The organism is Pseudomonas sp. LBUM1659 (assembly GCF_059716045.1).
Window position 1 is genome coordinate 3,904,311 of sequence record NZ_CP166797.1, and the last position, 19,957, is coordinate 3,924,267.

The window sequence follows — 19,957 nt, forward strand, 5'->3', positions numbered from 1 at the left end:
CATGATCGAATCGAGAAATTTTGTGCGATCACCTAGTTCGGGTCCAGCAACCCGCCACTCCAGTTGCGCGAAACCCGGCTGCCGGTGAATTTCGCCACTACCATGCCCTGCGACACCAGCCGATCCCGATAGCGGGTCACCATGCGCCCCGCTTGCTCAGCGACCAACACCACTTCGGAAGACGGATCACCCGGGCGTCGCAGAATCCGCGCAAATCGCTGCCCTTCCTCGACGAAATCGCCCAGCTCTTTTTCAAAGATCAGCACGCCGGGCTGCGGCGCCAGAAGGGTTTCCATGTGGCCCATTTCCATGGCTTCGACGGGCCAGTCAGCGGGCGCCAGCGCCTCATCAATAACTCCGCAACCGCACAGCCAAGCGTACAACCCTTCGGCGTCCTGCTCGGCAAACCGGTCACTGACATCGCCCTGCCCACGCAGCTCCAGCGTCGCGGCCATGTGCTGGTCGGTGACCCCATCGCGCAGCCACGGCACGATGATGGTTTCTTCAAAGGAGCCATCGCCGCCGTCATCCCAGATGATCGCCACGTCCATCTTCATCGCGGCGGCCAGCTCGCGGCCACGGGGCCAGAAACGGCGGTGAACGTAGAGGTAGGGCAACGCCTCGTCATCGGTGTGCAGGTCGAGCATCACATCCGCAGAGGCCGCCAGTTGCACCAGTTTTTTTTGCCATTCCTGAACATTGGTCGACGGTTGGGCCATGGCGGCCGACTGGTCGAACGAGCGGTTGAAGTTATGCCCGGTGGCGTCGTGAAAACGACCGAGAATTCGCCCTTGGCGAAACTGCCCGATGCCCAGCGGATTGGCTTGCGGCACCACCGTCACACGGCCGTTGAGCCTACCGTGGGCCTCGGCGACCTCAAGCTTTTGCATCAGCAGATGCAGCACCAGCATCCCGGCGATTTCATCGGCATGTACCCCGGCCTGCAAATGCACTTTCGGCCCGCTGTCATTGCCCTCGAAGCGCCAGGCACTGACCTGCACCGGGTCGCCGTTATTGTTGCGAACACTGAACGAAACATCCTGCGCCATCTGCTTGTTCTCCCGCGTCACGAACGTCAAAAACAAAACATTGCCATGGCCGAAACTGGAGATTGAACGCACGTTCAACTAAGCTCGCCAACCAGGCAACACACCCAAGGACTCCCGTGTGACAACTGCTCCTGCAAAAAACCGCCGCGCTGAACCCGATGAGCGTCGCGAAATGCTGGTGGCCGCCACTCTGCGCTGCCTGGTACGCGATGGTCACGCCGGCATTTCCGTGCGCCGCATCGCCACCGAGGCCGGGGTGTCCGTAGGGTTGCTCAATCACCATTTCGGCAGCATCGATGCGTTGATTGCCGACACCTACCAAAAGATCGCCAGCGAACTGACCACCGCCCTGCTCCAGGAAATCCAGCAAGCCGGCACGCCTGCGCAAAAGATGGACGCGTTCCTCACAGGCTCCTTCTCGCCTCGGGTCATGGACCCGCAATTACTCGGGGTCTGGGTGGTGTTCTGGAGCCTGATCCGGCACTCCGAACACGTCAGCCAGTCCCACGAAAAAAGCTATCGCGCCTACCTCGACCTGCTCCGCCAATTGCTGGATGACATGGCGGTCAGCGAAGGGTTCGTGATCCACGACACGCGCCTGGCCGCCATCGGTTTATCGGCGATGCTCGACGGACTCTGGATCGAGTGGTGCCTGAACCCCGAAACCTTCAGCCCCGCCAACGGCCTCCACATCTGTCGTTGCTGGATAAAGGGGCTGCGACACGGAGCATTCAGCACCGACGACGTCTTGTGATGGGTGACGCCCGAAGATCATCGCCAGGGTGCCGCTGACCGCGATCAGCCCGGCACCGACCATCAGCGACACGTCCATCAGCGTGCCCCAGATAAGGCTCGACAGCAGGAATGCCCAGATCAGCCCGGTGTATTCGAACGGCGCCAACAACGTTGCGGTGGCCCGCTGAAAACTGGCGAACAACAGAAACTGACCGATACCGCCGACCAGCCCGGCGCCGAGCATCCCCAGCCAGGCCGGGGTCGGCGCTGGGGTGTAGGTCCAGGGCAACGCCACCGTCATGCAAATGACAAACACCACGTTGGTGATCAACATCTGCTCCAGCACTGACGTCTGCTCATCCACTTGGCGCAACTGGATGTAGGTGAACGCCCAGCACATCGCCGCCAACAGCGTCAGGACCACCGGCACCGGATCGGCCATGTTGCTGGGACGACAGGCAATGATCACGCCGACAAAACCGATGATCAGGCTGAACCACTGCCACGCGCTGGCGCGCTCCTTGAGAATCACCGCCGCCAGTACGGTGACCATGATCGGCGCGGAGAAATACAGCGTGGTCATCTCCGCCAGGGTCAGGTCCCGGGCCGCCGTGTAATACAGCACCCAAGCGACTATCGACAACAATCCGCGCACCACCAGCAAACGGCGACTCGGCGAACGCCACGCGCGCTGGACCAGGCGCAAGCGCCCCACCAGCAGACAAGCCAGCACCACCACGAGGGCGCGCCAGAATAGAATGCTGACCACTGAATAATCCGCCACCAACCACTTGATGGCGGCATCCTGCAACGCCAGGAACGTATAACCCAAGGTGCACAGGCCGATGCCTTGCAACGACCGGTCGACGATCCGTGGCGCGTTCATTACATCGACCTGCGCACGGGCGTACCGCGCCGTTCGGCAAAGGCAAACAGCGCTTCGATCAGAAACGTCAGGCAGACATAGACGCCAGCCACCAACAGCAAGGGTTCATACACTTGCAGCGTCTGGGCCCGCACCACGTTGGCAGCGCCCAGCAGGTCGATAATCGCAATCGTCGACGCCAGTGCCGTGGACTTCAGCAGCATCACGGTCTCACCGGCGAGTGTCGGCAACAACAGGCGCAGCGCTCGGGGTAAACGCACTCGTAACAACGACTGGCGCGGGGTCATGCCAAACGCCGAAGCCGCTTCCATCTCACCTTTGGGCACCGCCAGCAGGCCACCGCGAATCACTTCGCCGACATAGGCGCCCACCGACACCACCAAGGCAAACACGATGTACCAATAACCGTCCCGCAGGTACGGCCAGAGGAAACTGCTGCGAATCAACGGGAACTGCGCAAACAGGCTGCCCAGGCCGTAGTAGAAAATGTAGATCTGGATCAGCAGCGGCGTACCGCGTGTCACGCTGGTGTAAAACAGGCTGACCTTGGCGATCACTCTGTTCTTCGAGATCCGCGCCAGCGCCACCAGCACCGCGAGCGCGAAACCCAGCACGCTGGAAATCAACAGGATGGTGATGGTTGTTTGCAGCCCCCGGCCCAACAGCGCCGCGTATTCAACTATCCACGCTGGAATCATTTCATTCACTCAGCCAAAGGCATCCAGCGTCGGATGCGTCGCTCAAGCCGTCCAGACAGGTAGTTGGACGCCAACGTCACCGCGTAATACATCGCCGCGGCAGTGAGGTAGAACAACAAGTAATGCCGTGTCGAACCCGCGCCTTGCTTGGCGGTGTACAGCAGCTCGTTGGTGCCGACTACGCTGATCAATGCGCTGTCCTTGATCAGGTTGATCCACAGGTTGGCCATCCCGGCCATGGCGTAAGGCGCCATGATCGGCAGCGTGACCCTCCGGAACAGGCCGAACCCGCTCAAGCCAAACGCCTTGCCCGCCTCGATCTGGCCGAAAGGAATGGCCTGGATCGCCGCCCGAAAAATCTCCGAGGCGTAAGCGCCCTGCACCAGACCCAGCACCACAATCGCCGCCAGCGGACCGCTGACATTCACGGTGCCATAACCCATCTGCACCATGAGCGAATTGAGGAGCATCGAGCCTACGTAGTACAGCAGCAGGATCAGCAACAACTCCGGAACCGCCCGAAACAAGGTGGTGTAGCTGCGCATCAGCGCCGCGATCGGTTTGGGCGCGCTCAGCTTGAGGCAGGCCACCACCAGCCCGATCATCAGCCCGAGCACAAACGCTCCGGCCGAAATCTGCAGGGTCATCCATAGCCCCTTCAACAGCGCACTGCCCCATCCTTGCTCGCTGAAATTGATCAACTCGAACATTGCCGGCATTTCACTCTCCAGATAGCGACGTTCACGGCATCACCTGACCCCTGTAGGAGCATGGCTTGCCCGCGATGCTTTTGGCGATTTCAAAGGCCCCATCGCGGGCAAGCCCGGCTCCTACAGAGGTCAGAACGCGGGTTTCACGCTGGTACCGAAGTAGTGTTGGGACAGGTCGTCATAGTCCTTGCTCGCCAGCAGGCCCTGGATGGCCTTGTCGAGTTTGGCCTTGAGCTCGGTGTCATCCTTGCGCAGACCGGCGCCCACACCTTTGCCGAAAATCGGGTCATAAGGCACCGCGCCGAGGTATTCCAGGTTGCTCGCATCCGGCGTCTGGACGAAGGCCGCCATGGCCGTGCCGTCTGCCATCATCAGGTCAATGCGACCGGCAATCAGGTCGGCGTTGGCCGAATCCTGGGTATCGTAATACTTCACGTCGGCGATTTTTTCGTAGTACTGCTTCAGGTAGCTGGCGCTTACGGTGGAATTCTGCACGCCGATGATCTTGCCCTTGAGATCGTCCGGGTACTTTTTAACGGAAGTGCCCTTGGGCCCGACAATCGCGATCACCGAGTCGTAGTAGGCCTTGCTGAACGCGATCTGTTTTTCGCGCTCTTCTGTCACCGACATCGAGGAAAAAATCACGTCGATCTTCTTCGCCAGCAACGATGGAATGATGCCGTCCCACGCCACTTCCTTGATCTCGCACTCGGCTTTCATTTCGCTGCACAGCTTGTGGATCAGGTCGACTTCAAAGCCTTTCCATTCACCGTTGGCCTGTTTCTCGGTGTACGGCGGATAAGGTTCGGCTGCGACCGCGAACCTGATTGGCTGGGCCTGCGCCGCGCTCATCCCGGCCAGCAACAAGCAAGCCGCGCCGGTAAACCAGTTTGCCAAACGTCGATTTCCCATGATTTTTCCCCGTCTTTTTAGATTTATTAGCGAGTCTGATGAGCGTTGACGAATTGTCGGCAACGTTCGCTGCGTGGGTGTACGAACACTTCATCCGGCGAACCGGTTTCCTCGATCAGCCCTTGATGCAAATAGGCAACTTTGGAAGAGACATCGCGGGCAAAGGCCATCTCATGGGTCACCAGGATCATGGTCCGGCCTTCTTCCGCGAGGGAGCGGATCACCCGCAGCACTTCGCCGACCAGTTCCGGGTCGAGTGCCGAGGTGGGTTCATCGAACAGCATGACCTTGGGCCGCATGGCCAGGGCCCGGGCGATGGCCACCCGTTGTTGCTGTCCCCCGGAGAGAAACGCCGGGTACTCGTTGCGCTTGGCCGCAAGCCCTACGCGTTCGAGCAAGGCTTCGGCGCGCTCGGTCGCCTCGGCACGGCTTTCACGCAGGACCTGGGTCGGCGCTTCGATGAGGTTTTCCAGCACCGTGCGATGGGGCCAGAGGTTGAAATTCTGAAACACCATGCCCAGGCTCGAACGGATCCGCACCAACTGCCTGGCGTCGGACACCAGCGGCGCGCCGGGGCGGTCGTGGTTGAGCTTGATGCTTTCGCCGTCCACCAGAATGCGCCCCTGGTCCGGCACTTCGAGCATGTTGATGCAGCGCAGCAAGGTACTTTTTCCCGAGCCGCTGGCGCCGATCAGGGAAATTACATCGCCTTCGCGAGCGGTCAAGGAGACGCCCTTAAGCACCTCGATATTGCCAAAGCGTTTATGCAGGCCATCGACTTCAATCATGGTCTTGGCCGTGACCGGTGCAACCGTGGCCTGGCTGGTGACGCGGCTGATCACCGGGCGTGGCGCTTCACCTTTGAGCACCAGGACAAAATCGCGAATGCGCTGGCACGCCTGGGCCAGTCGTTCTTCACCCAGGGTGAACGAGAGTCGCACAAAACCTTGCGCCGGCTCGCCAAACGCCGCCGCGTCGAGGACCGACACGCGCGCCTCACGCAGCAGGCGCCAGGCGAATTCCAGCGAAGTCAATCCGGTGTCACGCACGTCCACCAGCACGAACATGCCGGCATCGGGGTTGAGCACTGAAATGCCCGGGCAATCCGACAAGCTCGTGACCACCAGATCACGGCGGCGGCGATAGATGTCGCGCATGCCGTGGGTCACGTCGTCGTGGGCCTGCACCGCTTTCAGCGCCGCTTCCATGACAAACCCCGGCAAGCCATACAGCATGCTCAGCACCAGGGTTTCGGCGTGAGCGATCAAGGCTTCGTTGGCGACAATCCAGCCGATCCGCCAGCCAGTCATGGCATGGGATTTCGACAGGCTGCCAATCACCACGCAGCGCTCGGCCATGCCCGGCAAGGCGGCGAGGCTGAGGTGTTCACGTTCGAACGCGAGGCTTTCGTAGACTTCGTCGACCACCACCCATAAGTCATGTTCAATGGCGAGGTCGGCGATGGCTTGCAGCTCTTCGCGGTTGAGCACCACGCCGGTGGGGTTGTTCGGGTTGGAGAAGAAAATCGCCCGGGTGCGCGTGGTGATGGCCTTCGCCAGCACGGCGGCATCGAGCCTGAAACCTGAATCCGCTGAGCACGGCACCCGCACCAGCGTTGCACCGGAGGCATTGAGCGTCGCCTCGTAGGTCACGTACATCGGGTCCAGGGCGATCACTTCATCGCCGCTATTGAGCAGGCACATCGAGGTGATGAACAGCGCGTTCTGCGCCCCGGCCGCGACGATCACGCTGGACGCTTGCACCTCACGGTCGAACAGGGGGCTGTAGCGGGTGGCGATGGCTTCGCGAAGGGCCTGGCGACCGGCGATCTCGGTGTAGTGGGTGTCGCCCTCGCGCAACGCTTCAATAGCGGCATTGGTGATGAAATCTGGCGTGGGGAAATCCGGGTCACCGACACTGAGGATGATCACATCCTCACCACGGCGCTGGGCTTCAAAGGCTGCATTGTGAATATCCCAGGCGGCCACACCGTCGCCTGAAATCCGCTCAACAAAGGGTGAAAACCGCATGCCAGTGCCTCGTTCGAATTGAAGAAACGCAAGCCCGCGCAACCAGCCGGGGAAGGTGGCCACCAACATAGTCGAAGCTGAACAGTCGTTCAACAGAAAAGTCGCGATGCTTCGCGTTCAGCGCAAACAGGTCGTTTTCACGACAGTCGCGACGTTTTTCAATAACGGGGTTGGGTGGTTGAAAGGCTCACACGGCCGCAGCTTTGGCGTGTCCACCTCCATGCAATGGAGGCGAACGAGCATCGATGAGCTAATGTTTTGAAGGTTGTTTTCTCTATCAGCCAAAAAACAGCCGGACGGCCCGTTAAACAACACATAGACAGAAAAACCCGTCAGGCCAATGATGCACATTAACTGCCACCGGAAGTCCTCGAATAAAAACAACTGAGGGTTGCGATCAGGCGATGAACATTCTTTACGATGAACGCGTCGACGGCGTTTTGCCTGACGTCGACAAAGCCGCTCTGCTCCAGGCGCTGCACGCGTGGCTGCCCGATCTGGAAATTCTGCACCAGCAGGAGGAACTCAGGCCGTACGAATGCGACGGGCTCTCCGCTTACCGCACCACGCCCCTGCTGGTGGTGCTGCCCCGCCACCTCGACGAAGTCCAGGGCGTCCTTAGAGTCTGCCATGAGCGGCACGTCCCGGTGGTCGCCCGTGGCGCCGGCACGGGTTTGTCCGGAGGCGCATTGCCACTGGAAAAAGGCGTGCTGCTGGTGATGGCGCGCTTCAACAACATTTTGCACATCGACCCCGACGCCCGCACCGCGAGGGTTCAGCCGGGGGTGCGCAACCTGGCTATTTCCCAGGCGGCGGCGCCCTTCGGCCTGTATTACGCGCCGGACCCCTCCTCGCAGATTGCCTGTTCTATCGGCGGCAACGTCGCCGAAAACGCCGGTGGCGTGCATTGCCTCAAGTACGGCTTGACCGTGCACAACCTGCTCAAGGTCGAGATCCTGACCGTCGACGGAGAACACCTGACGCTGGGCTCCGATGCCCTGGACTCGCCCGGCTTCGATTTGCTGGCGTTGTTCACCGGTTCCGAAGGCATGCTCGGGGTGATCACCGAGGTGACCGTCAAACTGCTGCCCAAACCGCAGTCCGCAAAAGTGCTGCTGGCCGCCTTCGATTCCGTCGAAAAAGCCGGCCGCGCGGTGGGTGACATCATTGCCGCCGGCATCATTCCCGGCGGCCTGGAGATGATGGACAACCTGGCCATTCGCGCCGCTGAAGACTTTATCCACGCCGGCTATCCCGTCGACGCCGAAGCCATTTTGCTTTGTGAACTCGATGGCGTGGAAGCCGACGTGCATGATGACTGCAACCGCGTGCGCCAGGTGCTGGAACAGGCCGGCGCCACCGAAGTCCGCCAGGCCCGCGACGAGGCCGAACGCGTGCGTTTCTGGGCCGGACGCAAGAATGCCTTTCCGGCCGTGGGACGCCTCTCGCCCGATTACTACTGCATGGACGGGACGATCCCGCGCCGCGAACTGCCCGGCGTGTTGCAGGCTATCGCAGCGCTGTCGGCCGAATATGGCCTGCGGGTGGCCAATGTTTTCCATGCCGGCGACGGCAATATGCATCCGCTGATTTTGTTCGATGCCAACCAGCCAGGTGAGCTCGACCGCGCCGAAACCCTGGGCGGCAGAATCCTCGAATTGTGTGTGAAGGTCGGTGGCAGCATTACCGGTGAACACGGTGTGGGCCGCGAGAAAATCAACCAGATGTGTGCGCAGTTCAACAGCGATGAGCTGACGCTGTTCCATGCGGTCAAAGCCGCCTTCGATCCGAGCGGACTGCTCAATCCCGGCAAGAACATTCCGACCCTGCACCGCTGCGCCGAATTTGGCGCCCTGCACGTGCATATGGGTCAGATGCCCTTCCCTGATCTGGAGCGCTTTTAATGCCCAATGAAGACGACATGGATGACAGTGCCGCGCTGCTGGAGCAGGTCAACCAAGCGCTGCAAAACGCCACGCCGTTGCGCATTCAGGGCTCCAACAGCAAGGCGTTCCTTGGGCGCATCGTCGCCGGTGAAGTGCTCGACACGCGCACCCACCGAGGCATCGTCAGCTATGACCCGACCGAACTGGTGATCACCGCCCGTTGCGGCACGCCCTTATCAGAACTGGCTGACGTATTGGACGACGCACAGCAGATGCTGGCGTGCGAACCGCCCTCCTTCGGCGAAGGCGCCACCGTCGGCGGCATGATTGCCTGCGGGTTGTCGGGGCCCCGGCGCCCGTGGTCAGGCTCGGTCAGGGATTTTGTCCTCGGGACGCGAGTGATCACCGGGCATGGCAAGCATTTGCGCTTTGGTGGTGAAGTCATGAAGAACGTCGCCGGCTATGACCTGTCGCGCTTGATGGCCGGCAGTTACGGGTCGTTGGGGGTGGTGACTGAAGTGTCACTCAAGGTGTTGCCCAAACCGCGTCAGTGCCTGAGCATCGGCCTGGAAATGAACAGTGATCGCGCTTTGCTGCGCCTCGCGGAGTGGGGCCAGCAGCCCTTGCCGATCAGCGCGGCATGCCACGACGGACAGCGCCTGCACTTGCGGCTTGAGGGCGGCGAAGGCTCGGTGGCGGCGGCCCATGACCGATTGGGTGGCGAGTTACTCGACGCGTCATATTGGGAGGATCTCAACGAACATCGACTGACTTTCTTCGATGAAGACCAGCCTCTGTGGCGGTTGTCATTACCACACAACACACCTCGGCTTTCCCTGCCCGGCGTTCAACTGATCGATTGGGGCGGCGCACAACGCTGGCTTAAATCCGAGGCGCAGGCGTCGTTCATTCGCAAGATCGTCGGTGAGGTCGGCGGGCATGTGACCTGTTACAGCCACGGCCTGATCGACAGCCCGTTCCAACCGTTGCCTGCTGCCCTGATGCACTACCACCGCAACCTGAAGCAGCAACTCGATCCACGGGGCATCTTCAACCCCGGTCGCCTGTACGCGGAGTGTTGACCCATGCAGACCACACTCAGCGAACAGGCCCGCCAACTGCCACGAGCCAAAGAAGCCGAAAGCATTCTGCGCACCTGCGTGCACTGCGGTTTTTGCAATGCCACTTGCCCGACCTATCAACTGCTGGGCGATGAACTGGATGGGCCGAGGGGGCGCATCTACCTGATCAAGCAAGTGCTGGAAGGCAACGAGGTCACCCAAAAAACCCAGCAGCATCTGGACCGTTGCCTGTCGTGCCGCAACTGCGAAACCACCTGCCCCTCTGGCGTCGATTATCACAACTTGCTCGACATTGGCCGCGCGGTAGTGGATGCCGCCGTACCGCGCTCACTCGACCAGCGCTTGTTGCGCGAAGGTTTGCGCAGCGTTGTGCCCAATCCCGGACTGTTCAAATTACTGGTCAACACTGGTCAGATGTTTCGTGCGTTGTTACCAAACACTGTGCAAGCCAAGTTGCCTCGCCGTGTGTACCCGGCCAAACCGCGCCCGACGATGCGCCACTCGAGGCGGGTGCTGATACTGGAAGGTTGCGTGCAGCCCGGGCTGTCACCCAACACCAATGCCGCCACCGCGCGCGTGCTGGATCGGCTGGGCATCAGCATAACACCGGTCCCCGAGGCCGGGTGCTGTGGCGCCGTGGATTATCACCTCGACGCTCAGGCAGCGGGCCTTGATCGCGCACGGCACAACATCGATGCCTGGTGGCCGGACATCGAAAACGGTGTCGAAGCCATCGTACAAACCGCCAGCGGTTGCGGTGCGTTCATCAAAGACTATGGTCACTTGCTCCGCTCCGACCCGGCCTATGCCGACAAGGCGCAAAAGGTCAGTGCGCTGGCCAAGGACCTGGTCGAAGTGTTGCGCGCTGAACCGCTGGAAAAACTCGGCATCCACTGCGCCCACCGCCTGGCGTTTCATTGCCCTTGCACCTTGCAACACGCACAAAAACTCGGCGGCGCGGTTGAAGCGCTGCTGATGCGGCTGGGTTTCAACCTCACGCCCGTGCCCGATAGCCACTTGTGCTGCGGCTCGGCGGGCACCTATTCACTGACCCAACCGGAACTGTCCCGACAACTGCGCGACAACAAGCTCAATGCGCTGGAGAGCGGATATCCCGAAGTCATTGTCACCGCCAATATCGGTTGTCAGGCCCACCTCGACGGCGCGGGTCGAACCCCCGTCAGGCACTGGATCGAACTGGTCGAAGCCGCCCTGCCCTGATCACGCATTGGAGAATTGCCATGAACAGCAAAGCCGTACTGAGTCAGGCCGAAGTCAGCCAGATCCTCGCCGCCGCCCGCAGCGAAGCACAGAACAATCAATGGGCCGTGACCATCGTGATTGTCGACGACGGCGGTCATCCCCTGGCACTCGAACGCCTCGATGGTTGCGCGCCCAGCAGCGCCTACATCGCCACCGAAAAAGCCCGCACTTCGGCCTTGGGCCGGCGCGAATCCAAGGGTTATGAAGACATGGTCAATGGTGGACGCTACGCCTTTTTATCAGCGCCGTTACTGACGTCTCTGGAAGGTGGCGTGCCGATTATTTTTGATGGTCAGGTGATCGGCGCGGTCGGCGTGTCCGGCGTCAAGGCCGAGCAGGACGCGCAAGTGGCCAAGGCCGGGGCGCAATGCCTGAAGTGACGACACCTGCAAGCGATGAGTATCCTGTGGCGAGGGGGCTTGTCGGAAAGATTGGCATCGAGCGTTATTACTTCCGCGCCAACTTATACCTGATGCACTCTTCATAAAAACTCTGCCGGACCGCAGCAGGTTTAAACCGCGATGGGCTGTCGTAAGTCTGCTCGGTAATGCCCATGGCCATCATGTGCATCCACGGTTTGTTGAACTTGTAGGTCTGTATCTTCTGGCGAGCGGCATACAGCGACACCCCGGATAGCTTGAGTTCCTGGGCTCTGGCTGCCGTCCCCGCGCCCCAGTCGCACATATAGCGGTCATTGGGCATCAACGCCTTGGCCTGGACCGCGCCAGCCATGCTCGCCAGGGCGAGCGAGATCATCGTGACCGCTACATTGCGCAATTGCATTCCGCCTAACCACCTGAAAATAAAGTGATTTTGGCGACTACTTTGAACCAGCGGGGCCAGCAAATTGCCTTACCCGTGTAAAACAGATCACTCATGCACTGCTCAGGCCGGGGGACCGCGTGCTCGTCGAAGACCCCGGCTATTTGCCCACACCACAGTTGTTGGAGCACCTGTAAATAAAGGTTGCCCCGGTTCCGGTGGATGCAGACGGCATGCGCGTCGCGCAAGGTATTCAGCGCACGCCCGGCGCCCGCGCAGCCGTCGTCACGCCGGCCCATCAAAGCCCGCTGTGCGTCTCGCTGTCGTTGCCACGACGCCTGGAATTGTTGGAGTGGGCAGGCAGCAAGCGTGGATTGTCGAGGACGACTACGACGGTGAATACCGCTACACCAGCCGTCCACTGCCTGCACTCAAGAGCCTGGATCGCGAGGGTCGTGTGACCACGATGGACAACGCCAAGGGCAGCAACCAGATCGCCGTGGCGCCCAACATCACCGCCAACCCCAGCCACCACTTGCGCGCCTCGCCCGGCATCGCCACCACGCCGGGCCAGTCTTTGCGCACCGCATAGGCATACGGAATCAGCATCAGCGCCCGGACAAACCTGACCCCTTTGGTGATCACGCCCACGCCCATCGCCGTGCAACCGATGTAAAACCAGCGCCAGGCCGGGCCGAGCAACAGGTGACGCGCCAGGCCGTACAGACCGACCGATGTAAACAGCACCAAAAAGCTGTCGATTTGACCGGTTTGCAAGATGCTGTGGGTCTGATAAGTGGCCAGGTACAACAATGCCGCAATCCGGCCGATCCGCCGATTCCACAGGCGACGGCCCAGATCGTAGACCACTGCGGTGACCGTCACGCCGGATAACAGGCCCGGAATATAAAGGGCAACGGCAGGTTTCCGGTCAGCCAGCTCAAGAACGCTACGGTCCACATGAAAATCGGCGGCTTGTCGCCTTAAATTCTGCGGCGCGATGCGGAATGAGCCACGAACTGTTGTGCAACATCTCCAGGGCAACGCCGAGGAATCGTTCCTCGTCGACATTCTGCGGCTGGCGCAGCCCCAACCCTGCGCCGATCAAAAGCAACGCCAGCAACATCAGGCCCAGGCACTCAACGCCGGGCGATAGCGATCTACGCATGAGTCAGTCCTTCAAGGGCGTGCTATTGGTCTGGTATTCACTGTAAAACCATTGCAAAGCAAAGCGGCGAGTGATGGCGATCTGGTCTATGAAGCCGACCGTCAGTCACAGTGTTTCGCGGGAGAGGGTCATCCTTCGACTCCTGGGCTTTGGTGTTGAGGTGCGTATGTTTGATCAGCCACCAAGGAAGGTTTTTCAACACGTTCCAGCCTTTGCAATCGAAAGCCCGGTAAAGACGCCAACTCATTGAGCCGTGCCTGTTTGAGCTCTACGCTGTAGGGGTCATTGAGGCCGTGACATCGTCGACTCAGAGCCACAGTTACCCTGCCCATCCAATGGTGAGATTGTGTTAAGCATTCGTTTAAATCGTATGAACGTTACAAACACCGCCAATCAGCTGTTGATTGTGCTGCTGGGCTTTATCGTGCCCGGCATGGCCAGCGCCGAGCCAAGGCCTGCGAATATGGTCTATTTGCGCACCATCGATCCGAGCATCGAGCAGGACATGCGCTATGCCGGCGCCCACAACTTTACCGGGCACCGGCTCGACGGCTACGACGCCGCCGAATGCCTGTTGTCCGTGGACACCGCCAAGGCCCTCGCCCGGGTGCAAGCGGTATTGCGCACGCAAGGCTATGGTTTGAAGGTATTCGATTGTTATCGCCCCAGCCGCGCCGTCGCCGACATGGGGCGCTTCGCGACAGAGCCGGGTGACCCGCACAAGGCCGAGTTTTATCCGCGCGTGGACAAGCAGGACTTCTGGCACCTGGGCTATGTGGCGCGGGTGTCGGGGCACTCCAAAGGTTCAACCGTGGACCTGACACTCACCGGCCCCAAGGCGTTGCCCGCCGACACTTGGACACCTGCAGCGGCGCAAGTCGACTGCACCGCCCCCTATGATCAACGCTGGCACGACGGTGCCCTCGATATGGGCACCGGTTTCGACTGCTTCGATGAGCGCGCACATACCGCTAACTCGACGATCAACGCCAGCGCGAAAGAAAACCGCCAACGCCTTGGCAGCGCCATGGAAAAAGAAGGGTTTGCCGGGTATTCGAAGGAATGGTGGCACTTCACATTCAGTGGCGAGGGAGCACCGAAGGACGTGATGGACTTCCCCATTACACCGATGAGCTCCAGCGATGTAATCGGTGCCAGCGGTCAGCTGATCGTGGTCACCTCCAAGAACTGGGATGACATCCAGGGCACCGCGCAGCGCTATGAACGTGATGGGAAAACCTTTCGAAAGTACGGCGATGCCTTTCCCGTGGTAGTTGGCAAAAACGGCATGGGTTGGGGCAAGGGCCTGAGCGGCGCTGGTGTTTTTGAGGGTCCGGTCAAACGCGAAGGCGATGGAAAAGCACCTGCGGGGATTTTCAAACTGGGCACGGCGTTTGGTTTCGACGCTACCGTTGACACCCATCTGCCCTACCTTGCGCTCACACCGACCACCGAATGCGTGGATGACAGCCAATCCCAGCGCTACAACGAACTGGTCGACGGCGCGGCGATGGCTAGAGACTGGAACAGCTCAGAACACATGCGCAACGAGGAGGGTTATCGCAAAGGCATTTTCATCGAGCACAATACCCCGGCGACGGCGGCCTCGGGCTCGTGCATTTTCTTCCACATCTGGCGTGGCCCCACTTCGCCGACGGCGGGCTGCACGGCCATGGATCAGGGGGATATTGCTGCGTTGCTCAAGTGGCTCGACCCTCGCGAGTCTCCACTGCTGGTGCAGATGCCAGAGGCGCAATACGAGCAGTTTCGTGAAGGGTGGAAATTGCCGTGATGTGGGTGGGGTTTGGACTCGATCAAGGCTCACATATCAGACATCACCTTACTGTCCGGTAGCCACAAGACCTTGCGTCGTTGCCCACCATTGGCCCTGAATCCGCCGGTTTGTGCGTCTATGAGTTGAACCTCAAATCAAGGCAATACGTGTAATAACCCGCCTCACGCACATACCCCAACGACTCATACAACCGCTGCGCACCAACATTGTCGGTGGCGGTTTCCAGCACCATGCCCTTGGCACCGCTCAACACTGCAAAGGCGCGCGCGGTGTTCATCAGCAACGTGCCCACCCCTCGCCCTCGGGCCTCAGGGGTGGTGAACAGGTCGCTGAGCAACCAGGTGCGGTGAGCATCGATGGAGGAAAACGTCGGGTATAACTGTACGAAGCCCAACGCGTCACCCACGGCGTCTTCGGCGAGGAAAATCGCAGACTCGTCCAGGGCGATGCGTTCAGCGATGAAATCGCGGGATTGCGTCAGGTTCGAGGGCTGGCCGTAGAAGCCTCGGTAGGCGTCGAAAAGGCGCGCAACCTGGTCGAGATGGCTGGCGTCGACGCGAAAGGCTTTTACGACCATGTTGCGCGGCTCCTCGGGGGTTGGATTACTTCGGCTGCGCCACAGTGCGCAAGTAAGGTTTGATGGTTTTGAAACCGTCCGGGTACTTCTTCCGCGCGTCTTCATCAGACACCGACGTAGGGATGATCACGTCCTCCCCCGGACGCCAGTTCACCGGGGTGGCGACAGTGTGCTTGGCGTTCAATTGCAGGGAGTCGAGCAGACGCAGCACTTCATCGAAGTTGCGCCCGGCACTCATCGGGTAGATGAGCATGGCCTTGACCTTTTTGTCCGGGCCGATGATGAACACGGAACGCACGGTGGCGTTGTCTGCGGCGGTGCGGGCGCCGCCACTGGCATTCGGGTGGATCATGTCGTAGAGCTTCGCCACCACCAGGTTTTCGTCACCGATCATGGGGTAATTGACCGCATGCCCCTGGGTTTCTTCGATGTCCTTGGCCCAGCTTTCATGATTGCTGACCGGATCGACGCTGAGTCCGACGATCTTGGTATTGCGCTTGTCGAACTCCGGCTTGAGCCCAGCCATGTAACCGAGTTCGGTGGTGCACACCGGGGTGAAATCCTTGGGATGCGAAAACAGGATGGCCCACTTGTCGCCAATCCATTCGTGGAAATGTAGCGTGCCTTCGGTGCTTTCAACGGTAAAGTCCGGTGCCTCGTCGCCAATGCGGATTGCCATGCTTGTTCTCCTTATTTTGGGGTCGCAGGGAAAACCGTCAGAATCGGGGTACATCTCCAACGGCATTCGAGATCGGTGTTGAACCTGTCAACGCGGATCAGTATAGGAGACGCGGCAAGACAAGGGCGTTACCGCCAGCCCCTATCTTTAAGTCATTGAATTCAAAAAATGACAAAACAGCCAGACCGACACGCCGTCGATCTGACTGTTCCTGAGCAAAACCCGACGCCACTAAACCCGGACGTTGCGTCCCGGCAGCGACGAGCGCTGGCTGGTTTCCCAATCCTGTACCAGACCGACGGGCGCATCGGAGGCCGGCAGCATGTTGCGCCCGCGCACCAGGTCACTGGCCCGCTCGGCGAGCATGATGGTCGGTGCGTTGAGGTTGCCATTGGGCTCGGTCGGGAACACCGACGAGTCGATCACGCGCAACCCGGCAATGCCGTGCACACGCAGCTCGGAATCGACCACCGCCATATCGTCCTCGCCCATGCGGCACGAACCACAAGGATGGTAGGTGCTCTCAAGGTTTTCCCGCACGAAGGCGTCAAGCTCTTCATCGGTGTTCACTAGCGGGCCTGGGGCGATTTCGCCGTCGCGGAAGCGGTCCATTGCCTTCTGGCCAATGATCTCCCGGGTCAGGCGGATGCAGCGGCGGAAGCCTTCGCGGTCCTCTTCGCGTTGCAGGTAGTTGAACTGGATCTGCGGATGTTCGTACGGGTCAGCCGAACGGGCGCGCACATAGCCGCGACTCTTGGGTTTGTTCGGCCCGGTGAGCACCATGAAGCCGTGGCCCTTGATCGGCTTGTTGCCGTCGTAACGCATGGCAGCAGGCAGAAAGTGGAACTGGATGTCCGGCCAACGCAAGCCCTTGTCCGAGCGAATGAAACCACCGGCCTCGAAATGGTTGGTGGCGCCGAGTCCGTCCTTGAACAGCAGCCAGCGCAAACCGATCATCAGTTTGCTCAGCGGGTCCATTTTGCTGTTGAGGGTCACCGGTTCCTTGCAGCCGAACTGGATGTACACCTCGGCGTGATCCTGCAGGTTCTCCCCTACCCCAGGCAGATCATGACGCACGCCGATCCCGGCTTTGCGCAGGACTTCGGCCGGACCGATACCGGAGCGTTGCAACAGGTGCGGCGACCCGATCGGCCCTGAGGAAATCAGCACTTCGCGGTTGCAATAAACCTGATGGGTCTGGCCGTTGTGGTCATACATGACGCCGACCGCGCGCTTGCCTTCAAGGATGATCTGCCGGGTCATCGCGTGGGTGATCACGGTCAGGTTCGGACGGCCCATGGCCGGGCGCAAGTAAGCGTTGGCCGTGGAGCAGCGCACGCCGTTTTTCACCGTCATGTGCATGGCACCGAACCCTTCCTGCATGTAGCCGTTGCAGTCTTCGGTCTTGATGTAACCGGCTTCAGCACCGGCGTCCACCCACGCCCCATACAGCGGGTTTTTCATGTGGTTGCCGTTCGTGGTGTGCAACGGCCCGGTGCCGCCGCGATAGCCGTCGCCACCTTCCTCGTAGTGTTCTGCCCGCTTGAAGTAAGGCAGGCAATTGCGGTAGCCCCAGCCTTGGGCACCGAGCGATTCCCACTCGTCGAAGTCGTAGGCGTGGCCACGGATGTAGACCAGGCCGTTGATCGACGACGATCCGCCCAGCACCTTGCCGCGTGGGCAGTGAATGCGTCGTCCGTTGAGGAATGGCTCTGGCTCGGTTTCGTAGCGCCAGTTGTACTTCTTGGTGTTCATCGGGATCGAGAACGCGCTCGGCATCTGGATCACCACACTGCGGTCACTGCCACCGAATTCCAGCACCAGAACGGAGGTGGCCGGGTCTTCGCTCAAGCGGTTGGCCAACACACAACCCGCCGAGCCGGCACCAATGATGATGTAGTCATATTTTTGCGTAGCCATGGTTATCTCCCGGCCTCCGATTCATTGAAAACGGGCGACGAGCGAAAGCTCAGCGAGTCGCCAGTGGTGTATTGCGGAGAGGTTTTCTCAATGTGCTGGATGACGGTTTCTTCGCGCTTGAGGTCGATCGAACGGCTGAACCAGTAGTACACCAGCCCCGAGACGATCAGCCCGACCAGCCAGGCGATGTCGATGCTGCCCAGTGCTTTGGCGAGTGGGCCGACATAGACCTCGCGCTGCTCAACGCCGTCGTAGATGTAGAAGAACGGGATCATCGACACGAAACCGATGGCGTACGCGGCGATGCCACGCAGGCCCCAGCTACCGTAGATGTTGCCGTGGGGCATGAAAAAGTGCGGGATGGCGTAGCGGCCCTTGCGCACGAAGAAGTAGTCAGTCAGGTTGACCGAGGTCCAGGGCACCAGGAAGTACAACATCACCACCAGGTAGATTCCCAGCACCGACAAGCCTTTGCCCGAACTCTGGATGCTCAGGGCCACGCCCAGTTGCAGCAGGATCACGAATCCAATCGCCAGAATGCGTGCCCTGCGGGTCGGCTCGATGTGCTTGATGGAATCGACGCAGGTCAGCGTGGTCAGTTTGGCGCTGTAGATGTTCATCGCAATCACCGGCAGGAACGCCAGGATCGTGATCACCACCACCGCTGTGCCTATCAGTGGCGAGACGACGTTGCCGACTTGTCCGAGGGCGACCAGCACGTCCGTGGAATGCAGGTGATCGGCCAGCCAGCCACCCACCGAAATCATCCATGCGCCGGACAACGAAGCGCCGAGAAACACCACGGCAATCAGCTTGCCGCTGGAGGTGTTCTTCGGCAGGTAGCGCGAATAGTCGGACACGTACGGGGCGTAGGCGATGTTGTAACTGGCCGCTGCGGCGAACTGCGCGATGAAACCGGTCCAGTTGAAGCCCAGCGGCGCGGGAGCCACTTCACCGGCAGCCAGTGCTGGCATCACGGCATCGGGCACCCAGCCCATCATCACCGCGAGCGTTACCAGGCCGTACAGCGGAATCGACAGGTACAACGCCCATTTGAAGCTGCGGTGCATCCAGTCATGACCGAGGATCGCGAGGATCGCCGCCGGTACCGTCACCGCCACCGCGATCATCCAAGGATCGAACCCGAATAAAGTGTGCAAACCCTGCATCATCAACACCAGATTGACGATGTTGAACCCGGCAAACACAAACAGCGTCGCCAGCAGGACGAGGATCACACCGCGATAGCCGAACTGCGCACGCGACTGGATCATTTGCGGCAAGCCCAAGTGCGGGCCTTGCGAACCATGGAACGCCATGAACAAGGTGCCGAACATGATGCCCAGCGTGCCGGCGAGTGTGGTCCAGAGCGCGGTCAGGCCGACGCTTGGGCCAACGAAGCCGATGGTCATGGTGAAGAAGGTGAAATTGCCGAGGAACCAGAACGGGCCTTGACTCGACAGTTTGTCGGTGCGCTCGTTTTCCGGGATGAAGTCGATCGAATGGCTTTCGACGACAGGTTTGCCGTCGAGGAGCGACACATTAGGTGCGGCTTTGGCGTCAGTATTCATGATGGACTCTTATTGTTGGAAGATCATGACGGAATAACTGCGTTCTTTCGGGTGAACGACTCCCGGCCGCGTCCCTGCCGTTCCCGATTCAGATTGATTCTGTAGCAGCCGCCACACGCTGCCTCTGTAGGAGCAGAGCTTGCTCGCGATGGCGGTGGCACATTCAGCAGAGTTGTTGACTGACACACCTCTATCGCGAGCAAGCTTTGCTCCTACAGAAGCCGATTGCGCCAG

At 60.3% G+C, this 19,957-nt stretch carries 16 protein-coding genes and 3 pseudogenes; 7 read left to right on the forward strand and 12 right to left on the reverse strand.

Annotation, left to right across the window (positions count from 1 at the left end; translation table 11 throughout):
• Window positions 1-32: 32 nt before the first annotated feature.
• Window positions 33-1,049: a M14 family metallopeptidase gene (locus ACA048_RS17635; protein ID WP_497629888.1), complete on the reverse strand. Its 1,017-nt coding sequence runs from the start codon at window positions 1,047-1,049 to the stop codon at window positions 33-35.
• A 172-nt stretch (window positions 1,050-1,221) separates the two neighbouring features.
• Between ACA048_RS17635 and ACA048_RS17640 the strand changes: the two are divergent.
• Window positions 1,222-1,707 (forward strand): annotated as a pseudogene (locus ACA048_RS17640) (TetR/AcrR family transcriptional regulator); the annotation flags it as partial.
• On the opposite strand, the gene ACA048_RS17645 reads toward ACA048_RS17640, so the two are convergent.
• From ACA048_RS17645 to ACA048_RS17665, 5 genes are all read right to left on the reverse strand, one after another.
• Window positions 1,663-2,670 (reverse strand): DMT family transporter, encoded by a 1,008-nt coding sequence (locus ACA048_RS17645; protein WP_497625576.1) that lies wholly within the window; start codon window positions 2,668-2,670, stop codon window positions 1,663-1,665. The pseudogene ACA048_RS17640 and the gene ACA048_RS17645 sit on opposite strands and share 45 nt — an antisense overlap.
• Window positions 2,670-3,368, reverse strand: coding sequence for an ABC transporter permease (locus ACA048_RS17650; RefSeq protein ID WP_497625577.1), 699 nt, complete (start codon window positions 3,366-3,368; stop codon window positions 2,670-2,672). Before ACA048_RS17650 ends, ACA048_RS17645 begins: the two co-directional genes overlap by 1 nt.
• Before the next feature lie 5 nt (window positions 3,369-3,373).
• Window positions 3,374-4,087, reverse strand: coding sequence for an ABC transporter permease (locus tag ACA048_RS17655; RefSeq protein WP_007947843.1), 714 nt, complete (start codon window positions 4,085-4,087; stop codon window positions 3,374-3,376).
• 120 nt (window positions 4,088-4,207) lie between these two features.
• On the reverse strand, window positions 4,208-4,990 hold the full coding sequence (locus tag ACA048_RS17660) for a transporter substrate-binding domain-containing protein (protein WP_497625578.1): 783 nt from the start codon (window positions 4,988-4,990) through the stop codon (window positions 4,208-4,210).
• A gap of 26 nt (window positions 4,991-5,016) precedes the next feature.
• Window positions 5,017-7,020 (reverse strand): aminotransferase class I/II-fold pyridoxal phosphate-dependent enzyme, encoded by a 2,004-nt coding sequence (locus ACA048_RS17665; protein WP_497625579.1) that lies wholly within the window; start codon window positions 7,018-7,020, stop codon window positions 5,017-5,019.
• A gap of 404 nt (window positions 7,021-7,424) precedes the next feature.
• Between ACA048_RS17665 and glcD the strand changes: the two genes are divergently transcribed.
• The 4 genes from glcD to ACA048_RS17685 are packed head-to-tail and all read left to right on the forward strand — an operon-like array spanning window position 7,425 to window position 11,631.
• On the forward strand, window positions 7,425-8,924 hold the full coding sequence (glcD, locus tag ACA048_RS17670; RefSeq protein WP_497625580.1) for a glycolate oxidase subunit GlcD: 1,500 nt from the start codon (window positions 7,425-7,427) through the stop codon (window positions 8,922-8,924).
• Complete coding sequence (gene glcE / locus ACA048_RS17675) at window positions 8,924-9,988, forward strand: glycolate oxidase subunit GlcE (RefSeq protein ID WP_497625581.1); 1,065 nt, start codon at window positions 8,924-8,926, stop codon at window positions 9,986-9,988. Before glcD ends, glcE begins: the two co-directional genes overlap by 1 nt.
• A 3-nt stretch (window positions 9,989-9,991) precedes the next feature.
• A complete protein-coding gene (gene glcF / locus ACA048_RS17680; RefSeq protein WP_497625582.1) occupies window positions 9,992-11,209 on the forward strand; it encodes a glycolate oxidase subunit GlcF in 1,218 nt (405 codons plus the stop codon).
• A 20-nt stretch (window positions 11,210-11,229) separates the two neighbouring features.
• Window positions 11,230-11,631, forward strand: a complete 402-nt coding sequence (locus ACA048_RS17685; RefSeq protein WP_497625583.1) for a heme-binding protein — start codon at window positions 11,230-11,232, stop codon at window positions 11,629-11,631.
• 67 nt (window positions 11,632-11,698) lie between these two features.
• Here the strand turns inward: ACA048_RS17685 and ACA048_RS17690 are convergent, their stop codons facing one another.
• A complete protein-coding gene (locus tag ACA048_RS17690; protein WP_497625584.1) occupies window positions 11,699-12,034 on the reverse strand; it encodes a hypothetical protein in 336 nt (111 codons plus the stop codon).
• 86 nt (window positions 12,035-12,120) lie between these two features.
• Here ACA048_RS17690 and ACA048_RS17695 point away from each other — a divergent pair.
• A pseudogene (locus ACA048_RS17695) lies at window positions 12,121-12,473 on the forward strand (MocR-like pyridoxine biosynthesis transcription factor PdxR); the annotation flags it as partial.
• Here the strand turns inward: ACA048_RS17695 and ACA048_RS17700 are convergent.
• Window positions 12,473-13,181, reverse strand: a pseudogene (locus tag ACA048_RS17700) (ArnT family glycosyltransferase); the annotation flags it as partial. The pseudogenes ACA048_RS17695 and ACA048_RS17700 sit on opposite strands and share 1 nt — an antisense overlap.
• Before the next feature lie 370 nt (window positions 13,182-13,551).
• On the opposite strand from ACA048_RS17700, the gene ACA048_RS17705 reads away from it, so the two are divergent.
• Window positions 13,552-14,973 carry a M15 family metallopeptidase gene (locus ACA048_RS17705; protein WP_497625585.1) on the forward strand — a complete coding sequence of 474 codons (1,422 nt, stop codon included), beginning with the start codon at window positions 13,552-13,554 and terminating at the stop codon, window positions 14,971-14,973.
• A 118-nt stretch (window positions 14,974-15,091) separates the two neighbouring features.
• On the opposite strand, the gene ACA048_RS17710 is transcribed toward ACA048_RS17705, so the two are convergent.
• The 4 genes from ACA048_RS17710 to ACA048_RS17725 form a co-directional block, all read right to left on the reverse strand.
• A complete protein-coding gene (locus ACA048_RS17710) occupies window positions 15,092-15,553 on the reverse strand; it encodes a GNAT family N-acetyltransferase (protein WP_497625586.1) in 462 nt (153 codons plus the stop codon).
• Window positions 15,554-15,578: 25 nt separating this feature from the next.
• Window positions 15,579-16,232: a peroxiredoxin gene (locus ACA048_RS17715; protein WP_497625587.1), complete on the reverse strand. Its 654-nt coding sequence runs from the start codon at window positions 16,230-16,232 to the stop codon at window positions 15,579-15,581.
• A 231-nt stretch (window positions 16,233-16,463) separates the two neighbouring features.
• The gene (gene betA, locus ACA048_RS17720) at window positions 16,464-18,152 is read right to left on the reverse strand and encodes a choline dehydrogenase (RefSeq protein ID WP_497625588.1); all 1,689 of its coding nucleotides are present in this window, start codon (window positions 18,150-18,152) and stop codon (window positions 16,464-16,466) included.
• Between the two features lie 2 nt (window positions 18,153-18,154).
• Window positions 18,155-19,723 carry a purine-cytosine permease family protein gene (locus ACA048_RS17725; protein WP_497625589.1) on the reverse strand — a complete coding sequence of 523 codons (1,569 nt, stop codon included), beginning with the start codon at window positions 19,721-19,723 and terminating at the stop codon, window positions 18,155-18,157.
• Window positions 19,724-19,957: the final 234 nt, after the last annotated feature.

What these genes read in the sequence shown, in the direction of transcription:
- ACA048_RS17710 (WP_497625586.1), bottom strand. Translation starts at nt 15,553, where the DNA reads ATGGTCGTAAAAGCCTTTCGCGTCGACGCCAGCCATCTCGACCAGGTT.
- ACA048_RS17660 (WP_497625578.1), bottom strand. Translation starts at nt 4,990, where the DNA reads ATGGGAAATCGACGTTTGGCAAACTGGTTTACCGGCGCGGCTTGCTTG.
- ACA048_RS17650 (WP_497625577.1), bottom strand. Translation starts at nt 3,368, where the DNA reads ATGATTCCAGCGTGGATAGTTGAATACGCGGCGCTGTTGGGCCGGGGG.
- ACA048_RS17725 (WP_497625589.1), bottom strand. Translation starts at nt 19,723, where the DNA reads ATGAATACTGACGCCAAAGCCGCACCTAATGTGTCGCTCCTCGACGGC.
- betA (WP_497625588.1), bottom strand. Translation starts at nt 18,152, where the DNA reads ATGGCTACGCAAAAATATGACTACATCATCATTGGTGCCGGCTCGGCG.
- ACA048_RS17690 (WP_497625584.1), bottom strand. Translation starts at nt 12,034, where the DNA reads ATGCAATTGCGCAATGTAGCGGTCACGATGATCTCGCTCGCCCTGGCG.
- ACA048_RS17655 (WP_007947843.1), bottom strand. Translation starts at nt 4,087, where the DNA reads ATGCCGGCAATGTTCGAGTTGATCAATTTCAGCGAGCAAGGATGGGGC.
- ACA048_RS17665 (WP_497625579.1), bottom strand. Translation starts at nt 7,020, where the DNA reads ATGCGGTTTTCACCCTTTGTTGAGCGGATTTCAGGCGACGGTGTGGCC.
- glcF (WP_497625582.1), top strand. Translation starts at nt 9,992, where the DNA reads ATGCAGACCACACTCAGCGAACAGGCCCGCCAACTGCCACGAGCCAAA.
- ACA048_RS17635 (WP_497629888.1), bottom strand. Translation starts at nt 1,049, where the DNA reads ATGGCGCAGGATGTTTCGTTCAGTGTTCGCAACAATAACGGCGACCCG.
- ACA048_RS17645 (WP_497625576.1), bottom strand. Translation starts at nt 2,670, where the DNA reads ATGAACGCGCCACGGATCGTCGACCGGTCGTTGCAAGGCATCGGCCTG.
- glcE (WP_497625581.1), top strand. Translation starts at nt 8,924, where the DNA reads ATGCCCAATGAAGACGACATGGATGACAGTGCCGCGCTGCTGGAGCAG.
- glcD (WP_497625580.1), top strand. Translation starts at nt 7,425, where the DNA reads ATGAACATTCTTTACGATGAACGCGTCGACGGCGTTTTGCCTGACGTC.
- ACA048_RS17715 (WP_497625587.1), bottom strand. Translation starts at nt 16,232, where the DNA reads ATGGCAATCCGCATTGGCGACGAGGCACCGGACTTTACCGTTGAAAGC.
- ACA048_RS17685 (WP_497625583.1), top strand. Translation starts at nt 11,230, where the DNA reads ATGAACAGCAAAGCCGTACTGAGTCAGGCCGAAGTCAGCCAGATCCTC.
- ACA048_RS17705 (WP_497625585.1), top strand. Translation starts at nt 13,552, where the DNA reads ATGAACGTTACAAACACCGCCAATCAGCTGTTGATTGTGCTGCTGGGC.